Annotated in this window: 19 protein-coding genes; 9 read left to right on the top strand and 10 right to left on the bottom strand. The window is 72.3% G+C overall.

Going from position 1 to position 18544, the window contains the following annotated elements; all coding sequences use genetic code 11:
* The 3 genes from ABZ854_RS28645 to ABZ854_RS28655 all read right to left on the bottom strand — a co-directional run.
* The coding region (locus ABZ854_RS28645; protein WP_361216173.1) for a putative Ig domain-containing protein at positions 1–1643 on the bottom strand (1643 nt) is incomplete at its 3' end.
* A 275-nt stretch (positions 1644–1918) separates the two neighbouring features.
* On the bottom strand, positions 1919–2647 hold the full coding sequence (locus tag ABZ854_RS28650) for an FAD binding domain-containing protein (protein ID WP_361216175.1): 729 nt from the start codon (positions 2645–2647) through the stop codon (positions 1919–1921).
* 161 nt (positions 2648–2808) lie between these two features.
* Positions 2809–3201 carry an antibiotic biosynthesis monooxygenase gene (locus ABZ854_RS28655; RefSeq protein WP_361216178.1) on the bottom strand — a complete coding sequence of 131 codons (393 nt, stop codon included), beginning with the start codon at positions 3199–3201 and terminating at the stop codon, positions 2809–2811.
* A gap of 199 nt (positions 3202–3400) precedes the next feature.
* On the opposite strand from ABZ854_RS28655, the gene ABZ854_RS28660 reads away from it, so the two are divergent.
* Positions 3401–4141, top strand: coding sequence for a DUF4097 family beta strand repeat-containing protein (locus ABZ854_RS28660; RefSeq protein ID WP_361216181.1), 741 nt, complete (start codon positions 3401–3403; stop codon positions 4139–4141).
* Between the two features lie 65 nt (positions 4142–4206).
* Here ABZ854_RS28660 and ABZ854_RS28665 read toward each other — a convergent pair whose 3' ends face one another.
* The gene (locus tag ABZ854_RS28665) at positions 4207–5598 is read right to left on the bottom strand and encodes an FAD-dependent monooxygenase (protein WP_361216184.1); all 1392 of its coding nucleotides are present in this window, start codon (positions 5596–5598) and stop codon (positions 4207–4209) included.
* 71 nt (positions 5599–5669) lie between these two features.
* Here ABZ854_RS28665 and ABZ854_RS28670 point away from each other — a divergent pair, with 71 nt between their 5' ends.
* From ABZ854_RS28670 to ABZ854_RS28685, 4 genes are all read left to right on the top strand, one after another.
* Positions 5670–6320: a TetR/AcrR family transcriptional regulator C-terminal domain-containing protein gene (locus tag ABZ854_RS28670; RefSeq protein WP_361216186.1), complete on the top strand. Its 651-nt coding sequence runs from the start codon at positions 5670–5672 to the stop codon at positions 6318–6320.
* Between the two features lie 58 nt (positions 6321–6378).
* On the top strand, positions 6379–6636 hold the full coding sequence (locus tag ABZ854_RS28675; protein WP_361216188.1) for a hypothetical protein: 258 nt from the start codon (positions 6379–6381) through the stop codon (positions 6634–6636).
* Positions 6636–7013, top strand: coding sequence for a toxin Doc (locus tag ABZ854_RS28680; RefSeq protein ID WP_361216191.1), 378 nt, complete (start codon positions 6636–6638; stop codon positions 7011–7013). Before ABZ854_RS28675 ends, ABZ854_RS28680 begins: the two co-directional genes overlap by 1 nt.
* Before the next feature lie 353 nt (positions 7014–7366).
* Positions 7367–7786, top strand: a complete 420-nt coding sequence (locus ABZ854_RS28685) for a hypothetical protein (RefSeq protein ID WP_361216193.1) — start codon at positions 7367–7369, stop codon at positions 7784–7786.
* Positions 7787–7857: 71 nt separating this feature from the next.
* Here the strand turns inward: ABZ854_RS28685 and ABZ854_RS28690 are convergent, their stop codons facing one another.
* From ABZ854_RS28690 to ABZ854_RS28700, 3 genes are all read right to left on the bottom strand, one after another.
* Positions 7858–8091 carry a DUF5133 domain-containing protein gene (locus ABZ854_RS28690; RefSeq protein ID WP_361216196.1) on the bottom strand — a complete coding sequence of 78 codons (234 nt, stop codon included), beginning with the start codon at positions 8089–8091 and terminating at the stop codon, positions 7858–7860.
* Positions 8092–8200: 109 nt separating this feature from the next.
* On the bottom strand, positions 8201–8764 hold the full coding sequence (locus tag ABZ854_RS28695) for a cysteine dioxygenase family protein (protein WP_361216199.1): 564 nt from the start codon (positions 8762–8764) through the stop codon (positions 8201–8203).
* 97 nt (positions 8765–8861) lie between these two features.
* Positions 8862–9767: a LysR substrate-binding domain-containing protein gene (locus ABZ854_RS28700; protein ID WP_361216202.1), complete on the bottom strand. Its 906-nt coding sequence runs from the start codon at positions 9765–9767 to the stop codon at positions 8862–8864.
* 207 nt (positions 9768–9974) lie between these two features.
* Between ABZ854_RS28700 and ABZ854_RS28705 the strand changes: the two genes are divergently transcribed.
* Complete coding sequence (locus tag ABZ854_RS28705; protein WP_361216379.1) at positions 9975–11339, top strand: alkaline phosphatase; 1365 nt, start codon at positions 9975–9977, stop codon at positions 11337–11339.
* Between the two features lie 21 nt (positions 11340–11360).
* Here the strand turns inward: ABZ854_RS28705 and ABZ854_RS28710 are convergent, their stop codons facing one another.
* On the bottom strand, positions 11361–12233 hold the full coding sequence (locus ABZ854_RS28710) for a helix-turn-helix transcriptional regulator (protein WP_361216204.1): 873 nt from the start codon (positions 12231–12233) through the stop codon (positions 11361–11363).
* Between the two features lie 78 nt (positions 12234–12311).
* Between ABZ854_RS28710 and ABZ854_RS28715 the strand changes: the two genes are divergently transcribed.
* Genes ABZ854_RS28715 through ABZ854_RS28725 form a run of 3 tightly spaced genes read left to right on the top strand, consistent with a single transcriptional unit; the run spans position 12312 to position 14216 of the window.
* Positions 12312–13073, top strand: a complete 762-nt coding sequence (locus tag ABZ854_RS28715) for an SDR family oxidoreductase (RefSeq protein ID WP_361216207.1) — start codon at positions 12312–12314, stop codon at positions 13071–13073.
* Positions 13070–13975 (top strand): SDR family NAD(P)-dependent oxidoreductase, encoded by a 906-nt coding sequence (locus ABZ854_RS28720; protein WP_361216210.1) that lies wholly within the window; start codon positions 13070–13072, stop codon positions 13973–13975. The genes ABZ854_RS28715 and ABZ854_RS28720 overlap by 4 nt, the downstream gene beginning before the upstream one ends.
* A 13-nt stretch (positions 13976–13988) precedes the next feature.
* Positions 13989–14216, top strand: a complete 228-nt coding sequence (locus ABZ854_RS28725) for a 4-oxalocrotonate tautomerase family protein (protein WP_361216213.1) — start codon at positions 13989–13991, stop codon at positions 14214–14216.
* 36 nt (positions 14217–14252) lie between these two features.
* Here ABZ854_RS28725 and ABZ854_RS28730 read toward each other — a convergent pair whose 3' ends face one another.
* Entirely contained in the window at positions 14253–14684 is a 432-nt protein-coding gene (locus ABZ854_RS28730; protein ID WP_361216216.1) for a YrdB family protein, read from the bottom strand.
* Between the two features lie 144 nt (positions 14685–14828).
* Positions 14829–18368, bottom strand: a complete 3540-nt coding sequence (locus tag ABZ854_RS28735; protein WP_361216218.1) for an indolepyruvate ferredoxin oxidoreductase family protein — start codon at positions 18366–18368, stop codon at positions 14829–14831.
* Positions 18369–18544 lie beyond the last annotated feature (176 nt).

Genomic DNA, 18544 nt, shown 5'->3' on the forward strand with positions numbered 1-18544 from the left:
CCGGAGGTGCCGACGGTCCAGGTGAAGGAGGTCGCGCCGGTGGCGCCGGTGGAGTCCTTGGCGGTGACGGTGACCTGGTAGGTGCCGGCGGTGGACGCCGTACCCGAGATCAGGCCGGTGGAGCCGTTGATGGACAGGCCGGTCGGCAGACCCGTGGCGCTGTAGGTCAGGGCCGCACCCGCGCTGTCGCTCGCGTGGATCTGCAGGCTGACCGAGTCACCGGTGGTCGTGGACTGGTTGCCGGGGTTGGTGACGCTCACCGTGTTGCCGCTGCTGGTGCCGGCGGTGAACGCGGCGGTGCCGTTGGGGGTGCCCCAGCCGGTCGGGCCGTCGTAGCCGGTACCGGCGGTGCAGAAGTACGACGGGGAGCAGGAGCCGTTGTTGCCGCTCGTCACGTCGAACAGGTTGCCGGTGTGCTGGTAGGGGTACTTCGCCGGGTAGTCACTGCCGCCCGGGGTGCCCGCGAGGGCGTAGACACCGGCCATGATGGGGGAAGAGGCACTCGTCCCGCCGTAGACCGCCCAGCCGGAGCCGCCGTAGGTGTCGTAGACCGCCACGCCGGTGGCCGGGTCGGCGACCGCGGAGACGTCGGCCTCCATGCGCTTGGAGCAGCCCGTGTCCGTCTGCCAGCTCGGCTTCGGGTCGTAGGCGGAGCAGCCGGAGCCGGTGCCCTCGGTGGAGTTGGTCTTCCACACCGACTCCGACCAGCCACGCGAGTTGGAGGACTGGTTCAGCGCGGTGCCGCCGACGGCCGTCACGTACTGGGAGGTCGCCGGGTACTCGGCACCGTAGGCCTCGTCACCGGAGGAGACGGTGATCGCGACGCCCGGGTGGTTGAAGTAGGAGGCGTCGCTGGAGGTCTGGGTGGAGTCCTCACCGCCGCCCCAGCTGTTGGAGACGAACTTGGCACCGAGCGTGACGGCCTCGTTCTCCGCGGCGCCCAGGTCTTCCATGCTGGGCTGGTCGGCCTCGACCAGGATGATGTGGCAGTTCGGGCACACGGCGCTGACCATGTCGATGTCCAGCGCCTCCTCCCCCGCCCAACCCGAGTCGTCCGTCGGCAGGTTGGTGGTGGAGCCGGTCTCGCTGACCTGCTTGAAGCAGCCGTTGGCCTTGGTGCAGGCGGACAGGCCGAACTGCGAGCGGTACGTGGCCAGGTCCGACTCGGCGTTGGGGTCGTTGTAGGCGTCGACGATGCCCACCGTCATGCCCGAACCGCCCGTGGAGGGCAGCTTGTAGGCGTCGTGCAGGTTCGCCGGGGACAGGCCGGAGGGAGCGGCGGCGGCGAGCGCCGAAGCCAAGCGCTGCTTGATGTCCGTGCGGCGCTGCGCGAAGCAGGACGCCTGGCCCGGCCCGGCGGTGGCGCACAGGTGCTGGGTCGGCACCTTCTGGCCGGCCTTGCCGGTGGAATGGAACACCTGGCGCTGCGGGTCGGTCAGGGCCGTGGCGTTCTGCGTCGCGGGCGTGGCGTGGTGCGCGGAGGTCTGTGCTGCGTTCTGTGCGGCGGTGTGCGCCGTGGCCGGTATGGCGCCGGCTATCGGTGCCGCGGCGAGGCCGGCGACGGTGAGGCCGAGGGCCGGGACGGCGACGGCGACGAGTCTGCGCAGACTCGGTCTGCGCCCGCTCGAGCGTGACTCACGCATGGGGTACTGCCTCCATGGAAGTGGGGATCCTCAACTGGAAGGGCAGCCCGTGACAGGCGCGTAGCGGCGGTGGAACCGCGCACGTCATGAGCACAGCATCACCCGGCCCTGACACGCAGAGTGAACGTGACATGACAGGATGCAGTGTGAACGTACTCCCCGCCGCCCTGACCCGCGCCAGACTCAGGCAGAGTTCTTTGCCTCTCCGTGGGACGGGATTGGCCTCCCCGTGACGGACCGGGCGCGCCGACCTGATGACACGTCAGCTCTGCGAGTCAGTCCATCGCTTCTGGAGTCAGCGCCGCGATCTGCGAGTCGATCACGGCCCATGCGGCGGCCGGAAGTCCGGTGAGGTCGGTCGAGCGCAGGGCGTGCCGCGTCTCGTCGGCGTCGGCGTCGGGGCTGTACGGGATGGCGGCGGCTACGACGTCGTACCCGTGGCGGACGGCGATCCGCAGGAGCGGGCCGTTGCCGTCGCCCTCGGCGTGCAGGGCGGACGCGACCACGAGCGGTGGTGGGCCGCCGGCTTCGCCGGGCAGTTTGCGGTACGCGCAGGCGAGCGGCGTGCGCCAGCGCAGGCTGAGCAACACGGGCCGCTTGGCCAGCAGTTCGGCCAAATCCGTCTCCCGGACGCCGTCGGGTTCCAGCACCGTCGCCCGCGCGTCCAGCACGAGCGCCGCGGGCAGGAGGCAGCGCAGGGTGCTGCCGACGATGTTGCCGCCGACGGTGGCGGTGCGCCGTACGGCTCCGGTGCCGACGGAGGCGGCGGCCAGGCGCAGCACGTCCGGCACCCGCCCGTCGATCCGCCGCAGGACGACCGCACCGCCGACGGTCTCCCGCCCCAGTACGTTGGCCTCCGACAACTCCCGCAGGGACACGGCCAGTTCGGGAAATCCCTCGTGCTGCCAGGTCGCCCAGACCAGGGTCGCCCCGCCGACGGGCACCGCTCCCTCGGCCAGGCACTCCCGCGCCTCGGACACCGACGTGGGCAGACGCACCAGCACGGCGCCCCACCTTCCCCTCCACGGACACGGACAAGGTCGTCAGTCAGGGGAGTCTTCTCGCCGGCGCGGGGGCGCGTACAGGGCTCACACCAGCACGCGGCGAGGGCGTGGCGGGGCACGGCTCGCGACCGCCGCCTGGCCCCCCGGTGCAAGCCCGCCGCTCAGCCCGCTGCCGTCCCCTGCGGGCCGCCCTCCCCGCGCGTGAACCTGTGACTCCGCTCCACTTTGGCAATGTGCAGGGTGTAGCTCTCGTACCACTGGGCGCGCCCGCGCTTCTGTGCCGCACGGTGCTCGGCGTTGCCGCGCCACTGGGTGAGCGCCTCGGCGTCGCGGAAGTACCCGACGGTGACGGACAGCCCGCCGGGAGTCCGCGCGTGATCCATCCCCAGGTACCCGGGGACGTCCTTCACCAACTCCTCCATACGTGCGCTGGTTTCGCCGTATCCGCCCTGCTCCGCGGTTCGCACCGACGTGAAGACAGCGACGTAGTAAGGGGGTTCGAAGGCCTCGACGGGGGCGACAGGCACGACAGGCGCTTCCGGGTGATCGCTCATGACGCCACCGTAGTGCGGGGCGCCCCCGCCATCCAACCAACAGGCGTTCATGATCGGGGGTTATCCCCATCGTGGACGGCGGCGGTGACTGCGTAGGGTCGCGGGTGACCGAACGACGAACTGACAGACGGACCGATCACCGAACCGTCACCGGTGCGGCCACCGGTTCGGCTCGCTTCACCTTCACAGGGGGAACCTCATGCAGCGCGCTCAGGTACGCGTCCTCTCGGCGGTGGCTCTGGCCGCCCTCACCCTCGCCGGGACGGCGGCGTGCTCTGTCCTCGACCAGAAGACGCTGGAGGACGACGCCAAGGTGTCCCAGAGGATCACCTCGATCCGGCTCGACAGCCGGGACGGCGGGGTGGAGGTGGACGCTTCGGCGGACACCACGGCCGTCTCCGTGCACCGCAGGGTCAGTTATCACGGCGACAAGCCGGACGGCACGTCGTTCCACGTCGAGGACGGTGTCCTGGTCCTCTCCGGGTGCGGCGGGAAGTGCGGCGTCGACTACGTCGTCAAGGCGCCCGCCGGCCTGGCGGTGACGGGAGGCACGTCCAACGGGGGGCTGGCGCTGAGCGGCGTCGGCAAGGTCGACGTGCACACGAGCAACGGCGAGATCAGGGTGACGGACGCGGCCGGGCCGGTGCGGCTGCGCACGTCCAACGGCGGCGTCCACGTCGAGGGCGCCAGGGGCGGCGGAGTCGACGCGCAGACGTCGAACGGCGAGGTGACGATCCGGACGGCCACCCCGCAGAACGTCAAGGCCCGTACGTCCAGCGGCAGCCTCACGGTCACCGTCCCGCCCGCCGCGTACCGGGTCTCGGCGGACAACACCAACGGCGACAAGAAGGTGTCGGTCAAGGACGATCCGTCGGGCCGCTACCGCCTGGATCTGTCGACGACGAACGGCGACCTGACCGTACGGCCGGCGAAGGGCTGACGGCCCAGCGCCGAGGGCTGACGGGTTGGGAACCGGACCCTGGGCCGGCTTTCGGGACCGACCGCTCAGGCCGTCGGCGCGAAGGCTCCCGTGCGGGTGGCGTACTCCGCGAGGCCCTCGGTCGTGTCGCCCGCCCAGCCGACGTAGCCGTCGGGACGGATCAGGTAGACGCCGGGGCCGTACGACGCGGGGGCGGCCGGCAGCACACGGAGGCCGGCCCCGGCGCGCGGTGCGGTGGCGCCCAGCAGGGTCCAGTGCGGGCCGCGGAAGGCGTCGAAGAGGCGTGCGCCGTTCACCGTGCCGTCGGGTGCCCGGTCCCCCGCCCGCACCTCGCCCGGATGGGCGCGGTTCTCCTCGCTCAGGGACGACGTGCGGTACTCCAGGGCCAGTTGGACCGTGGCCCTGCCGCGCCGGACCTCGCCGCGGTGCACGGCCGTCGACAGGTCCAGCATCTCCGCGGCGACCGCCCGCCGTTCCTCCTCGTACGTGTCGAGCAGGGACTCGGGCGCCGCTCCCCGCAGGACCGCGCCCAGCTTCCAGCCCAGGTTGTAGGCGTCCTGGACGCTGGTGTTCAGGCCCTGCCCGCCGGCCGGTGAGTGGATGTGAGCGGCGTCGCCCGCGAGGAGGACGCGGCCCGCCCGGAACCGGTCCGCCAAGCCGGTGCGCGGACGGAAGTCGGAGGCCCAGCGCAGTTCCGTGACGGCCTCGGCGCCCAGGTGGGTGTACGTGGCGACCAGCGCGCGGATGCCCTCCAGCGACAGGTCGGGTGCGATGCCGTCGGCGCGCCGGGCCTGTAGCTGGAAATTGTCGGTGCCGGCGAGCGGGCACAGCGCGACGCCGCTGCCGTCGTCGTGGGGGAACATGTGCCAGTGGTCCCGGTCCAGGCCCCGCAGCCGGATGTCCGCGACCAGGTTCGGGGCAGGGTCGACGGTGTCCCCGCTCATGGCGACGCCGAGCGCCTCGCGGATCACCGAGCGTCCCCCGTCGGCCGCGACGAGATGGCGCGCACGGAGGGTCGTACCGTCGCCGAGGCGTGCGGTGACTCCGGACGCGTCCTGGTCGACGGCCACCACCTCGCGGCCGAAGGCGACCCGCCCGCCCAGCTCGGTGAGCCGCGCGTGCAGCACCTCCTGGGTGCGCCACTGCGCGACCATCCACGGCTCGGTCCAGGGTGTGCCCTCGTCCGGCTCGAACCGCTCGAACACCTGCTGTTCGCCGACCCGTTCACCCTCCTTCCAGATCACCTGCGCCGGATAGGGGCCGCCCGCCGCGCGGATCGCCTCCAGTACGCCGAGGTCGTGGAAGACCTCCTGGGTGCGCGGCTGGAGGCCCTTGCCGCGCGAGCCGGGGAACAGCCGGTCCGCCCGCTCGACGACCAGCGCCTCCACTCCGCGCCGCGCGAGGTCGATCCCCAGTGCCAGGCCCGTCGGGCCCGCGCCCACGATCAGGACATCCATCACTTCTCTCCTTAACGTCGTTAAGTTCTGCCGCCTCCGAGCCTGCCCTTATCACTGTTAAGCTGTCAAGCGTGAGTACGGAACGACGCGCCCCCCTCGACCGCGAGCGGGTGGCGGACACCGCGCTGCGACTGCTGAACGAGGTCGGCCTGGACGGGCTGTCGCTGCGCGTCATCGCCCGGGAGCTGGACGTCAAGGCGCCCGCGCTGTACTGGCACTTCAGGGACAAGCAGGCGCTGCTGGACGAGATGGCGACGCAGATGTACCGGCGGATGACCGCCGGCGTCGCACTCGACCCCGCCGACACCTGGCGGGAGCGGCTGCTCAAGGCCAACCGGGGCCTGCGCACCGCCCTGCTCGGCTACCGCGACGGCGCCCGGGTCTTCAGCGGCACGCGCTTCACCGGCACCGACCACGCCCCCGCCCTGGAGGCCAACCTGCGGCTGCTGACGGGCGCCGGATTCACCCTCGCCCAGGCCACCGACGCGGGCCGCACGGCGAACGCCTTCACCATCGGGTTCGTCATCGAGGAGCAGGGCATGCGACCCTTCAGGGGGGAGGCGCGCGAGGATCTCGACATCGGCGAACGCGCCCGCCTGCTGGCCGAGTTCCCGCTCGCCGCGGCGGTCGGCGAGTTGCTCTTCGACGACTACGACCGCCAGTTCGAGGAGGGGCTGGCGATCGTCCTGACGGGGATCGCGACGCGCTACGGCATCGAGTGACGAGACCCCTCGCACCGCAGGACTTTCCCGCTTGGCACCAACTAGGTACCATCGCCGTATGCCATCACTGAACGTGTCCTTCTCCGAGGAGGAGATGGAGGGTGTCCGGGCCGCCGCCGCCGCGGAGGGCAAGAGCCTGAAAGCCTACCTCCATGATCTCGGCGTGCGCGAGATGCACCGCAAGCGCTTCGTCGCGGGCGCCACCGCCTGGGCCGACCGGCTCCGGGGCGAGTTCGACGAGGCGTTCCCCGACGAGGTGCCGCCCGCCGAGCGTGACGCCGGCGGCGGACGCGGCCACGGGGCCGCGGCCGCCTGATGGTCCTGCACATCGACGTCTCCTGGCTGCTCGACGTCCAGGAGGCCGCCCTCGGGCACGAAGACGTCACGGTGACCGACTACTCCGCGCTGGTGGCGGCCGTGGCACGTCACCGGACCCGGATGCCGACCCTGGAGGCGTCCGATCCGGACGCCTCCTGGCGCGCGGCGGCCCTGCTGCACACGATCGTGCGGCTGGAGCCGCTGCCGCACCGCAACAGCCTGTTCGCCGCGTTCGTCGCCGCCCAGTACATGGACCAGTCCGGAGAGGGCGTCGACCCGCCCTACGGCGGCCTGTCCGACCTGGTCCGCAAGGTCCGGGACACCCGCCTGAGCGTCTACGCCGTGGCCGAGGCCCTGCGCGCCTGGCGGATCTGAGCGCGCGAGCCGCCCCGGGGCACGTGGTCACCAGGGCACCGTTGTTCCGTCCCGGGAGAAGAAGCCCCCCGTGGGACCGTCGTCCGGCGGTGCGAGCGACGGGGAGGTAGTACCAGGCCGAGCGGGCGGGCCGCCGTCGGACGGCCGGAGGGGGCGGCCGGCCCTGCTGCCGTGCCGCCGTGTTGCTGCTGGGCCGCCGACGGCCGGTCTGCGTTTCGTTGTTACAAGACCCGGACAGAGCGCCGGTGAACGCCTGGTGCTGGGGTGTCGTCATCTCTGGTGGCTGCATCAACCGGCATGTAGCGCTTTTTCGGCACCAATGCCTCTACATCACGGAAAGGGTCATATCAGTGATGATCTCGAAGCGGCGTTCCCTGCGCGTGGCCGTCGTCGGCGTCCTCGGTACCGCCTCCCTCGCCCTGGCGGGTACGGCCATGGCCGACGCCCCGGCGACGCACACCGCGGCTCCCGTCGCCGTCGCCCAGCACGCGCAGGCGGTGAAGGCCGGCATCACGGCCAAGCCCTCGGTGACCTCGGTGCGTGCCTGGCAGGAGTTCCGGGTCACGGGCAGGGCCACCGGCATCAAGGCGGGCGGCAAGGTGACCCTGCAGCAGAAGCAGCACGGCAAGTGGGTCGGCCTGCCCGCGTCCACGCCCGTCTCGCGCACCGGTTCGTACTCGCTGCGCGTCAAGCTCGGGCTGAAGGGCAAGAACGAGCTGCGCATGGTCAACGGCCGTACCGCGTCACCGGTGTTCGACGTGACGGTCCGCTGAACCGCGAGGTCGCCCTCCGCCGCACGGCAGTGCCGGGGTGCGGCGGAAGGCGACCGTGGCCGGCGGTGGGGTCAGCTGCCGGTGAGGACCGAGTCGTCCTGGGGCCGGGCGCCGGGCAACCGGTGGCGGGCCGCAATCAGCGCCGCGTCGATGTCGCCGGTCCCCGTCGACACGCACAGGGTGTAGGCGACGTCCTGCATCCGCTGCCGTACCTGCGCGCTGCCCGCCTCCGAGGCCTCCAGGGCCGCGAGGGCTTCGTACTGGTCGATCAGATCCCGCAGCACCGCGGGGTGGGCCATCAACATCTGGAGCACTCCTTCCGGGCGGCCACTCGTCCCTGGCCGGCCGAGGCCCGATTACCCGGATAACCGCCCCGCATGCCCCGGGGGCCACGGGCGGGGGCGGACGCCTCGTTCAGCGCTCCCCGGCCGGGGGGTCGTAGATCCGCCGGACGCTGGAGCCCAGGCGGGTGATGTCGGCGCCGTAGACGTGCAGGGAGATCGCCTTGCTGTCGCCCCCGTTCCATACCCGGTGGATGTCACCGGGAGGGGCGAAGCCGCAGACGGTGCCCTGTTCGTTGACGACTTCCCGGGTGGCGACGAGGCGGGAGGAGCCGGCGCCCGGAACCAGTTCGTAACGGCGTTCGTGCTCGCGGCCGGCGTGGACGCCGGTGACGCACCAGGAGACGTGGTCGTGGATCGAGGTGCGCTGGCCCGGCAGCCACACCAGGGCGACGATCGAGAAGCTGCCGTCGTCCTCGGCGTGCAGGACGTGCTGGCGGTAGTGGGCGGGATCGCCCTCGCGCTGCCCCGCCGTGAGGAGGTCGTCGGCGCCCAGGTGCGGTGCGAGACATTCGGCGACCGTCCGGGCCGTGCGCTCGGGGGACAGACCGCGACGGACGATCTGCTTCGTCTCGTCGACGAACCGGCCGAGACGGGCGGTGACCCCGGCGCGCTGGGTGGGCGTGGAAGTGGTCATGACGGCAGCGTCCGGCGGTCAACACCCGTACGTCCAACGACAGTTGCTTCACAGCGCCCCAACCTCCGCTTATACATGGCCTGGTGGGTGGGACGCCTCAGCAGCCGACGCGGCGTTCGGCGACGGCCCTGACGGTGTCGACGACCAGTGCGGTGGCCGGGACCCGCAGGTGCTCGCGCAGCACGTACGCCGAGACGCGGCGGCGCGCGGCCGGCTGCAGGGCGCGGCCGGCGACCCGGTCCAGCCGGAGGAAGGACAGCACGAGCCCGGGCACCATGGCGACGCCCAGCCCTTCGGCGACCAGTGACTGCATGACCAGACCGTCGTCGGTGGTGTAGGCGATGTCGGGCGCGAAGCCCAACTCGGCGCACTCGTGCAGGAAGTGGGTACGGCAGCGGGCGCAGCCGGCGATCCAGCGTTCCCCGGTGAAGTCGGCGAGGCGTACGGCGCGCCGCCGGGCCTGGGGGTGGCCGACCGGCATCAGGACGGTGAGCTGGTCCTCCAGGAGGGGGATCTCGACCACGTCGTCCGGCACGGGTTCGGGCGGGCCTGGGTAGGTGAAAGCGAGGGTGATGTCGCACTCGCCGCGCGCCAGGCGCCGTAGGGAGTCGGGCGGTTCGTCGTCGAGCAGGCTCACCGCTATCCCGGGGTGTTCGGCGGCGAGTCGGGCGAGGGTCTCGGGGACGAGGGTGGCGTTGGCGCTGGGGAAGCCGCAGACCCTGACCCGGCCGGAGCGCAGCCTGGTGATCGCGGTGACCTGTTCCTCGGCGACGGACAGGCTGCCGAGGATGGCCTCGGCGTGCCGGGCCAGTGTCTCGCCGGCCTCCGTCAGCCGCATCCGCCGCCCGACCCGGACGAACAGCGGGCTGCCCACCGTACGTTCCAGCGCCTTCATCTGCTGCGTCACGGCCGGCTGCGTGTAGCCGAGGGCGGTGGCGGCCCCCGAGTAGGTGCCGGCCGTGACCACCGCGTGAAACGTCTTGATGTGCCGTGAATCGAACACGCGTCGAATCATAAGCAGAAGTTGGAGTGTGGTCCGGGGCGCCCCGACCCGCGTCCGGTGTGTCACGTGCTGGATGCCGGTGGGCGGTCGGTGGTTCACCCGGGCTTCGTGTGCGGCTGGTGACGTGGCTGCCGTTGGGACCGCAGTTCGCTCGTCGCGTCACAAGGAGTCGTAGTCATGCCCCGATCCACGCCCCGGCCCCGCTCTGTGCCCCGGTCCGTTCGTCGTCGTCTCACGCCGGCCGTCGCGGTGGTCGCCGCCACCGCTGCCGTCGTGGCCGTCACCAGCGCGGCCGGTGCCTTCGACGGCCGTCAGCAGGCGGCCGGTGCGATCCGGGGCGGGAAGGCCAAGAACGTCATCCTGCTCATCGGGGACGGCATGGGCGACTCGGAGATCACGCTCGCCCGGGACTACACGGTCGGCGCCAACGGCCGGCTGGACATGGACCGTTTCCCGCTGACCGGCGAGTACACCACCTACGCGGTCCACGCCGACGGCACCCCGGACTACGTCACCGACTCCGCCGCCAGCGGCACCGGCTGGGCCACCGGCGTCAAGACGGTCAACGGCCGCATCTCCAAGACCTCCGGCACCGACAAGCCCGTGCGCACCCTGCTGGAGCTGGCCCGGAAGAACGGGTACGCCACCGGCAGCGTCACCACCGCCGAACTGACCGACGCCACCCCGGCGGTGCTCGCCTCGCACGTCACCGACCGTTCCTGCCAGGGCCCGGCCGACATGGCCAAGTGCCCCTCCGACACACTCGCGAGCGGTGGCCCCGGCTCCATCGCCGAGCAGTCCGTCAACCACAAGGTGGACGTCCTGTTCGGCGGCGGCAAGCAGCGCTTCGACCAGCGGATCACCGACGGCCGGTACAAGGGCCGTACCGTCACCGAGCAGGCCCGCGCGCTCGGCTACCAGGTCGTCACCGACGACGCCGGGATGAAGGCCGCCGAGCCGGGCAAGCCCGTGCTGGGCCTGTTCGCGCCGGGCAACGTGCCCGTCGAGTGGACCGGCAAGCCGGCCGCGACCGGCGGCACCGCCCCGCAGCGCTGCGTCACCTCCAACCCGAACCGTCCCTCGACGACCCCGAGCCTCGCGGACTCCGCCGACAAGGCCATCCAGCTGCTGGAGGCCAAGCAGCGGCGCCACCACGCCAAGCAGGGCTTCTTCCTGCAGATCGAGGGCGCGTCGATCGACAAGCAGGACCACGCAGCCGACCCGTGCGGCCAGATCGGCGAGACGGCGGCCTTCGACCGCGCGGTGAAGGTGGCCCGCGCCTACGCCGCCAAGCACCCCGACACCCTCGTCGTCACCACCGCCGACCACGGCCACACCAGCCAGATCGTCCCCCTGGAGGCGACCCCGCCCGGCCTGTCCTCCACGCTCGTCACCGACGAGGGGCAGCAGCTGAAGGTCAACTACTCGACCAACACCCCGGGTCAGTCCCAGGAGCACACCGGCACCGAGGTGCGCATCGCCGCGCAGGGACCGCTCGCGTACCGCGTCCTCGGCGTCACCAACCAGACCGACCTGTTCACCACGATCCGCGAGGCGCTGCGCTTGCGCTGAAGCAGCATGCCCCCTGCCCGCTCAGTGCGGTGCCGGGCCGGCGATCTCCTGCGTGCCCACGACCGCGAGCAGCTCCAGCAGGGCCGCGCTGTCGGTGCCGACCGCCGGGGTGAACCACAGCAGGCGCTGACGGCCGTCCTCGCTGAACAGGTTGAGGCAGTTGACCTCGATCACGCCCAGCGTGGGATGGTCGATGCGCTTGCGGTCGTCCCGGCGGAACGCCACCTCGTGGTCGGCCCACAGGGCCGCGAACTCGGGGGACAGCGCCAGCAGGGAGCGGATCATCGGCCGGGCCTCGGTGTCCGTCGCGTCCCGCCGGGCCACGGCCGCGCGCAGATCGGCGACGAAGGCCCGGGACTGGGTCTCGTGCTCGGCTTCCGGGTACAGCAGCCGGGCCTCGGGCTCGGTGAACCAGCGGTGGACGAAGCTCGCCCGGGGCCCCCGGAACCCGCACTGGTCGCCGAGCAGCGCCACGGCCAGGGGATTCTGTACGAGGGTGACGTGCAGGTCGGTGATGACCTGCGCCGGTGTCGAGGTGAGCCGGTGGAGCAGGTCCAGCATGCCTGGGTGCACGTGCGAGGCGGCTCCGCCCTGCACGGGCACCGGGCGCCCGGCCAGGTGGAAGAGGTGGTCGCGTTCGTCGCCGGACAGGCGCAGCGCCCGGGCCAGAGCGGCGATCATCTGTTCGGACGGCTGGGAGCCGGCGCCGCGCTCCAGCTCGTTGTAGTAGTCCACCGACGCCCCGGCGAGCTGGGCGACCTCCTCCCGGCGCAGTCCGGGGACGCGGCGCCGCGGTCCGGTGGGGAGGCCGACGTCGGCGGGCCTGACGCGTTCACGCCGTGAACGAAGGAAGGCCCCCAGCTCGGTGTATTTCGCAGCACCCATGGGGTCCATTGTGGGCTCGGCCGGGCCGCCGACCCAGGGGATGACATCCCCTGGTTCCGCCGGTGGGCACGGTTCATCGTGGAGGACATGAACGCGACATCATCCACGAAGCAGGAGCCGGGCCGACGGGTCGCCGTCGTCACCGGCGGGTCACGCGGCATCGGCCGCGCCGTCAGTCTGAGGCTCGCGCAGGACGGCCTGGCCGTCGTCGTGAACTACGCGCACGGCACGGCGGCCGCCGAGGAGACCGTGAAGACGATCACCGCAGCGGGCGGCCGGGCGATCGCGGTCCAGGCCGACGTCGCGGACGAGCACGCCGTCGCCGCGCTGTTCGACCGGGCCGAGGAGGAGTTCGGCGGGGTCGACGTCGTCGTCAACGCGGCGGGCCGGATGGTGCTGTCCACCGTCGCCGACCTCGACCTGGCGGAGCTGGACGCCATGCACCGCACCAACATCCGGGGCACCTTCGTCACCGCCCAGCAGGCCGCGCGGCGGCTGCGCGCGGGCGGCTCGTACGTGGCGTTCTCGACGTCCGTCGTCGGCCTTCAGTTCCCCTCCTACGGCGCGTACGCGGCGAGCAAGGGCGCCGTGGAGGCGATGACGCTGATCCTCGCCCGCGAGCTGCGCGGCCGGGACATCACCGTGAACGCCGTCGCGCCCGGGCCCACGGCCACGGACCTGTTCCTGCGGGGCAAGTCCGACGACGAGATCGACCGGCTGGCCAAGATCCCGCCGCTGGAGCGGCTGGGCGCGCCCGAGGACATCGCCCGGGTCGTGGCCTTCCTCGCCGGCCCGGAGGGACACTGGGTGAACGGCCAGGTACTGCGCGCCAACGGGGGCATCGCATGACCTCGCAGCCGTACGTCGTGGTCGTCACCGGCGCCTCCAGCGGCTTCGGGAACCTCACGGCGCGCGCCCTCGCGCGGGCCGGTCACACCGTGTACGCCGGGATGCGCGCGACGACGGGCCGCAACGCACCCGCCGTGGCGGCGCTGGCCGAAGCCGCCGAGTTGCACGGCGTGCGGTTGTCGGCCGTCGAGATGGACGTCCAGGACCAGGCCTCGGTCGACCGGGCGATCGACCACGTCCTGGCCGAGCAGGGGCGGGTCGACGTCGTGGTGCACAACGCCGGCCACATGGTTCTCGGACCCGCCGAGGCGTTCACCGTCGATCAGCTCGCCGACGTCTACGACATCAACGTGCTGTCGACGCAGCGTGTGAACCGCGCCGTGGTGCCGGTCATGCGCCGCCAGGGGCGCGGGCTGCTGCTGTGGGTCGGCTCCTCGTCGACGCGCGGCGGTCATCCACCGTTCCTGGGGCCCTACTTCGCCGCCAAGGCCGCGATGGACGCCCTCGCCGAGAGCTACGCCGCCGAGCTGGTCAAGTTCGGCATCGAGACCAGCCTCGTGATTCCCGGCGCCTACCCGAGCGGCACCAACCACTTCGCCCACGCGGGCGCGCCCGGCGACACGTCGCGTGCCGCCGCGTACGACGAGCCGTACGGCCGTCTCAGGGACACGATGGCCGAGACGCTGAGCGGGCTCTTCCCGCCCGGCCGCGAGGTCGGCGAGGTGGCCGACGAGATCGTCCGCGTCGTGTCGCTCCCCCACGGCGAACGGCCGCTGCGCACCCACGTCGACCCCAGCCGCGACGGCAGCGAGGTGGTCTCCGCGGTGTACGACCGCGTCCGCGCCGAGTTCTTCCGCCGCGTGGGCATCGGCGAACTGCTCACCGCGAACGCCGCCCTCTGACAGGAGAACAACCATGCCTTTCGCCAACTTCAAGGTCCCCGCGGGCACCCTGACGGCCGACGACAAGAGGAGGATCGTCGAGCGCACCACCGACCTGTACGCCGAGATCTACGGCGAGCGGGCCCGCCCCACCACCGTCGTCCTCGTCGACGAGGTCACCGACGGCGGCTGGGGCGTCGCCGGCCACGTTCTCACGGCGGCGATACTGAACGGCACGGAGCCGACCCACGACCGGCCATGACCCGTTGCCCGGTCAACGGGTACCCATCGCCCCGCCTCAACCGCCGGCCGCCCGCCCCCTGCGCGACGTGTCCGGCGACTGCCGGAACAGCTCCGCCACCGCCGTGTTCACCACGACGACGGCCGCCACGGCCACGGCGGCCACCGCATGCCCGACCCCGTACAGCGCGGCCGCCCCGCCGCCCAGGACCACCGCCTTGACGGCGAGCACCCCGGGCAGCGGCGGGCGCAACCGGGCCCGCGGCGCGGCGAACAGCCCCCACGCCACCACGGCCACCAGCGGTGTACCCACTCCCAGGAGGAGGTGCCGGCCCACCCCGTCCCCGGCGGTGAACCCCCACCAGCCCAGACACGCCAGCGCGGCCAACTCCAGCAGGAACGCGAGCAGTTCGTTGACGCCGTACCAGAGCCGGACGACTGGCACGCCGACGCGGCCGGAGCCTGTCGGTGAGTCGGGCGATGTCGGCATGGGGTCCTCTCGGTCGACCGGAACGCCCAGCATGCCGGGGCCGAGCCTCGCGGGCCGCCCATTTTCCGCGACGGTCGGCCTGCACACCCTCAGAAGACAGACAGGCCGGGTGGCGAATGGCGCGCCGCCACCCGGCCGGCCCTGTCAGGCCCCCGTGGGAACGAGAGCGGTGGCGTTCTCGTGGAGTTCGGCGACGAGGCTCGCCTTCTCCGCCCGGTAGCGGGCGACCGCCGCCAGTTTGACGTCCTCGTAGCCGCGGACGACGTCGGGGAGTTCGGCGAGGCGGCGTACGGTGGGCAGGTTCTCCTTGGTGAGGATCGTGAGGGCGTCGGTGAGTGAGGTGCGGTAGTCCTCGACGAGTTCGCGTTCGAGGCGGCGTACGGGGTGCATGCCGAACAGGTCGAGTCGGGTGCCGCGCACGCGCCGCATCGCGCGCAGCGCCTTGAAGGCGGGTCCGGCGGCGCGGCCGAGGGCGATCTTCCGCTTCATGCCGAGGGCGCGCAGCACCGGCGGGTGCAGCAGGTGGGTGCGCCGGCTGCCGCTGCCGAACGTGGCGTCGATCTCCGCGTCGACGGCCGGGTCGAGGGCGAGGCGGGCCACCTCGTACTCGTCCTTGTACGCCATGAGCTTGTGCAGGTGGCGGGCGACCGCCTCGGTCAGCTCGGTGGAACCGGCTACGGCGGCGTCCTCGGCGTCGGCGACCGACTTGACGAAGTCGGCGTAGACGCGGGCGTAGCGGGTGTCCTGGTAGCCGATGAGGTCGGCCACGCGGACGGTGAGGAGGCGGTGCAGTTCGGAGTCGGTGGCGTCGGTGACCCGGGCGACGAGTTCGGCGGTGCCCTCGGGCGGTTCCGGCCGCCGGGGCTCGGGGGCGGCGGTCGCGGCGCGCAGGGCGTCCGGGTCGGCGACTGCCTGGCGGCCTCGGCGGAACGCCTGGATGTTGCGGTCGACGGCGACACCGTTCAAAGTGATGGCCTCTTCGACGGCCTCGGCGGGCATCGGCAGCAGCCCGGTCTGGTAGGCGGCGCCGACCAGCAGCATGTTGGCGTACTGCTCGTCGTCGAAGAGTTCGGTGGCCAGGGCGCCGGTGTCCAGGGCGATGAGCTGGCGTACGGCGCCGTCGACGGCGTTGCGTACGGCGCCGGGGGCCGGGAAGCCGACCTCGGTGTCGACGACCATCTGCCCGGTGGGTATCTCGGTGGTGCTCATGACGGCGACGGTGCGGTCCGGGGCGGCGACGCGGAGGTACTTGGGGTCGGTGGCGACGAGCGGGTCGCAGGCGAGGTAGAGGTCGCAGCTCTGCTCGGTGATCTTCGCGCCCTGTTCGACGGCGTCCGGTGTGATCTTGATGTCGGAGACGACGGCGCCGCCCTTCTGGGCGAGGCCGGTCTGGTCGAGGGTGCGCACGTGGTGGCCGTCGATGACCGCGGCGGTCGCCAGCACCTGGGAGACGGTGACGATGCCGGTGCCGCCGATGCCGGTGATCCGCATGCGGAAGGATCCGGTGGAGCCGGTGCTCCGGGCGGGGGCCGGGAGATCCGTGGCGGCCAGGTCGGGGAGCGCGGCGCGGGCGGCCCGGCGCGGACCGTCGGCCGGGACGATCGTCATGAACGCCGGGCAGTCGCCGTCGACGCAGGAGTAGTCCAGGTTGCAGGAGGACTGGTCGATACGGGTCTTGCGGCCGAACTCCGTCGACGTCGGGTGCACGGAGAGGCAGTTGGACTTGCGGCCGCAGTCGCCGCAGCCCTCGCAGACGCGTTCGTTGATGAAGACGCGCTTGGCCGGGGTCTCGGCCTTGCCGCGCCTGCGGGCCCGCCGTTTCTCGGCGGCGCACTCCTGGTCGTGGATGAGGACGGTGACCCCGGGGGTGGCCTTCAGCTCGGCGAGGGCGTCGTCGATGCGGGACCGGTCCAGCACCCGTACGGCCCTGGGCAGCCGGGCGCGGGGGACGCGCGCGGTGTCCTCGCTGGTGACGATCACCTTGGCGACGCCCTCGTCGAGGAGGGTGGAGGCGAGCCGGTCGACCGGCAGCGCGCCGACGGCGTCCTGGCCGCCGGTCATGGCGACCGTGCCGTTGTAGAGCACCTTGTAGGTGACGTTGACCCCGGCGGCGACGGCCGCACGTACGGCGAGACTGCCCGAGTGCATGTACGTGCCGTCGCCGATGTTCTGCACGAAGTGGTCGTCGTCGACGAACGGCTCCATGCCGATCCACTGGGCGCCCTCGCCGCCCATCTGGGTCATGCCGACGACCGTGCCGACCTGCTCGGCGTCCATGAACACGACCATCGCGTGGCAGCCGATGCCCGCGCCGACCAGCGAGTCGCCGCCCGCGGTGGTGGAGGTGTTGTGCGGGCAGCCCGAGCAGTAGTAGGGGCTGCGGTTCAGCAGCGGCAGGGAGAGCGAGGCGCGGGGGCGGGGCCGACGGCGCCAGGCCTCGGCGGCTTCGACGCCGAGCGGGGCGAGCACCTTGGCCAGGCCGGTGGCCACGGCGTCCGCGTCGAGTTCCCCGGAACGGCTGAACAGGCTCCGCCCGTCGGGGCCTTCCTTGCCGTGGACGGCGGGCGCGCCGGTACGGCCGTAGAGGATCTCCTTGACGGCGGCTTCGAGGAACGGCCGCTTCTCCTCCACGACCAGCAACTGGTCGAGCCCGTCCGCGAACTCGACGACGGCGTCGCGCTCCAGGGGGAAGACCATGCCGAGCTTGAGGATCCTGATGCCGTGGCGGGTCAGGTCGTCGTCGGTGAGCCCGATGAGGCGGAGGGCCTCGCGGACGTCGAGGTAGGTCTTGCCGGAAGTGAGGATGCCGATCCGGTCCGAAGGGTCGCGCCGCACAACCTGGTTGAGGCCGTGCAGCCGGGCGTACTCGATCGCGCGGGGCAGCCGGACGTCGTGCAGACTGCGCTCCAGCGCCATGAGGTTGGCGCCCAGGAGCATCGCGCTCGGCGTGTGCGGGTTCGGTCCGGCGCCGCCGTCGGTGACCGGGTTCCGGCCGGGTCCGACGAGGGCGGTGGAGGTGGCGTCGGCGACCGCCGTGGTGATCTTCAAGCCCGTCCACAGGCCGCAGAACCGGGACAGGTACTGCGCGTGCAGGCCGTAGTCGAGCACGTCCTGCGCGTCGGCCGGGTACAGCGTCGGCATCGCGAGGTCCGCGAGGGTCGCCTCGCTGGCGCACGGCACGCTGGACGACTTCGCGCCCGGGTCGTCGCCGACCAGCGCCACGGCGCCGCCGGTCGGTCCGGTGCCGACCAGGTTCGCGTGGCGCAGGGCGTCGGAGGCCCGGTCGAGGCCGGGTGACTTGGCGTACCAGATGCCGGTGACGCCGTCGTAGCGCGAGGTGCCGACCTGGCCCGCGAGTTGGCTGCCCATGACGGCGGTCGCGGCGAGTTCCTCGTTCAGGCCGGGCTTGAGGACGATGTCGTGCTCGCGCAGCAGCGCCTCGCGCCGGGCCAGCTCGATGTCGTAGCCGGCCAGGGGCGATCCCTCGTAGCCGGACACGAACGTCGCGGTGCGCAGCCCCTGTTGGCGGTCACGGGCGGCACGGTCCAGGAGGATGCGGACGAGTGCGTGGATGCCGGAGAGGTGGACCGTGCCTTCGTCGAGGCGGTAGCGGTCGTCCAGCCGCAGGCGCGGGCGCGGGCTCCCGTCTGCGTGCTGCTCGGTCTCGGTGACGGGTGGCGTCATCGCCCTCTCCCTGAACTCGGTGGCACGCAGGTCGTCTGTCGCCCATGTCCCGCAGCAGCGGACCGGCCGCGCCGCCGGGACGTCCCCGTCTCGTCTGCGGGCACGCCTCGTTCACCGCGGCAGGGCACCCGAACCGCGAGCCGGCCTGCGGCTGCTGGACTGGGGGCTACTGGGCT

This window comes from Streptomyces sp. NPDC047028, assembly GCF_040644095.1.
Classification (GTDB): domain Bacteria; phylum Actinomycetota; class Actinomycetes; order Streptomycetales; family Streptomycetaceae; genus Streptomyces.

What these genes read in the sequence shown, in the direction of transcription:
- ABZ854_RS28655 (WP_361216178.1), bottom strand. Translation starts at nt 3,201, where the DNA reads ATGAGCGATCACCCGGAAGCGCCTGTCGTGCCTGTCGCCCCCGTCGAG.
- ABZ854_RS28660 (WP_361216181.1), top strand. Translation starts at nt 3,401, where the DNA reads ATGCAGCGCGCTCAGGTACGCGTCCTCTCGGCGGTGGCTCTGGCCGCC.
- ABZ854_RS28665 (WP_361216184.1), bottom strand. Translation starts at nt 5,598, where the DNA reads ATGGATGTCCTGATCGTGGGCGCGGGCCCGACGGGCCTGGCACTGGGG.
- ABZ854_RS28675 (WP_361216188.1), top strand. Translation starts at nt 6,379, where the DNA reads ATGCCATCACTGAACGTGTCCTTCTCCGAGGAGGAGATGGAGGGTGTC.
- ABZ854_RS28680 (WP_361216191.1), top strand. Translation starts at nt 6,636, where the DNA reads ATGGTCCTGCACATCGACGTCTCCTGGCTGCTCGACGTCCAGGAGGCC.
- ABZ854_RS28685 (WP_361216193.1), top strand. Translation starts at nt 7,367, where the DNA reads ATGATCTCGAAGCGGCGTTCCCTGCGCGTGGCCGTCGTCGGCGTCCTC.
- ABZ854_RS28690 (WP_361216196.1), bottom strand. Translation starts at nt 8,091, where the DNA reads ATGTTGATGGCCCACCCCGCGGTGCTGCGGGATCTGATCGACCAGTAC.
- ABZ854_RS28695 (WP_361216199.1), bottom strand. Translation starts at nt 8,764, where the DNA reads ATGACCACTTCCACGCCCACCCAGCGCGCCGGGGTCACCGCCCGTCTC.
- ABZ854_RS28710 (WP_361216204.1), bottom strand. Translation starts at nt 12,233, where the DNA reads ATGGACCCCATGGGTGCTGCGAAATACACCGAGCTGGGGGCCTTCCTT.
- ABZ854_RS28715 (WP_361216207.1), top strand. Translation starts at nt 12,312, where the DNA reads ATGAACGCGACATCATCCACGAAGCAGGAGCCGGGCCGACGGGTCGCC.
- ABZ854_RS28720 (WP_361216210.1), top strand. Translation starts at nt 13,070, where the DNA reads ATGACCTCGCAGCCGTACGTCGTGGTCGTCACCGGCGCCTCCAGCGGC.
- ABZ854_RS28725 (WP_361216213.1), top strand. Translation starts at nt 13,989, where the DNA reads ATGCCTTTCGCCAACTTCAAGGTCCCCGCGGGCACCCTGACGGCCGAC.
- ABZ854_RS28730 (WP_361216216.1), bottom strand. Translation starts at nt 14,684, where the DNA reads ATGCCGACATCGCCCGACTCACCGACAGGCTCCGGCCGCGTCGGCGTG.
- ABZ854_RS28735 (WP_361216218.1), bottom strand. Translation starts at nt 18,368, where the DNA reads ATGACGCCACCCGTCACCGAGACCGAGCAGCACGCAGACGGGAGCCCG.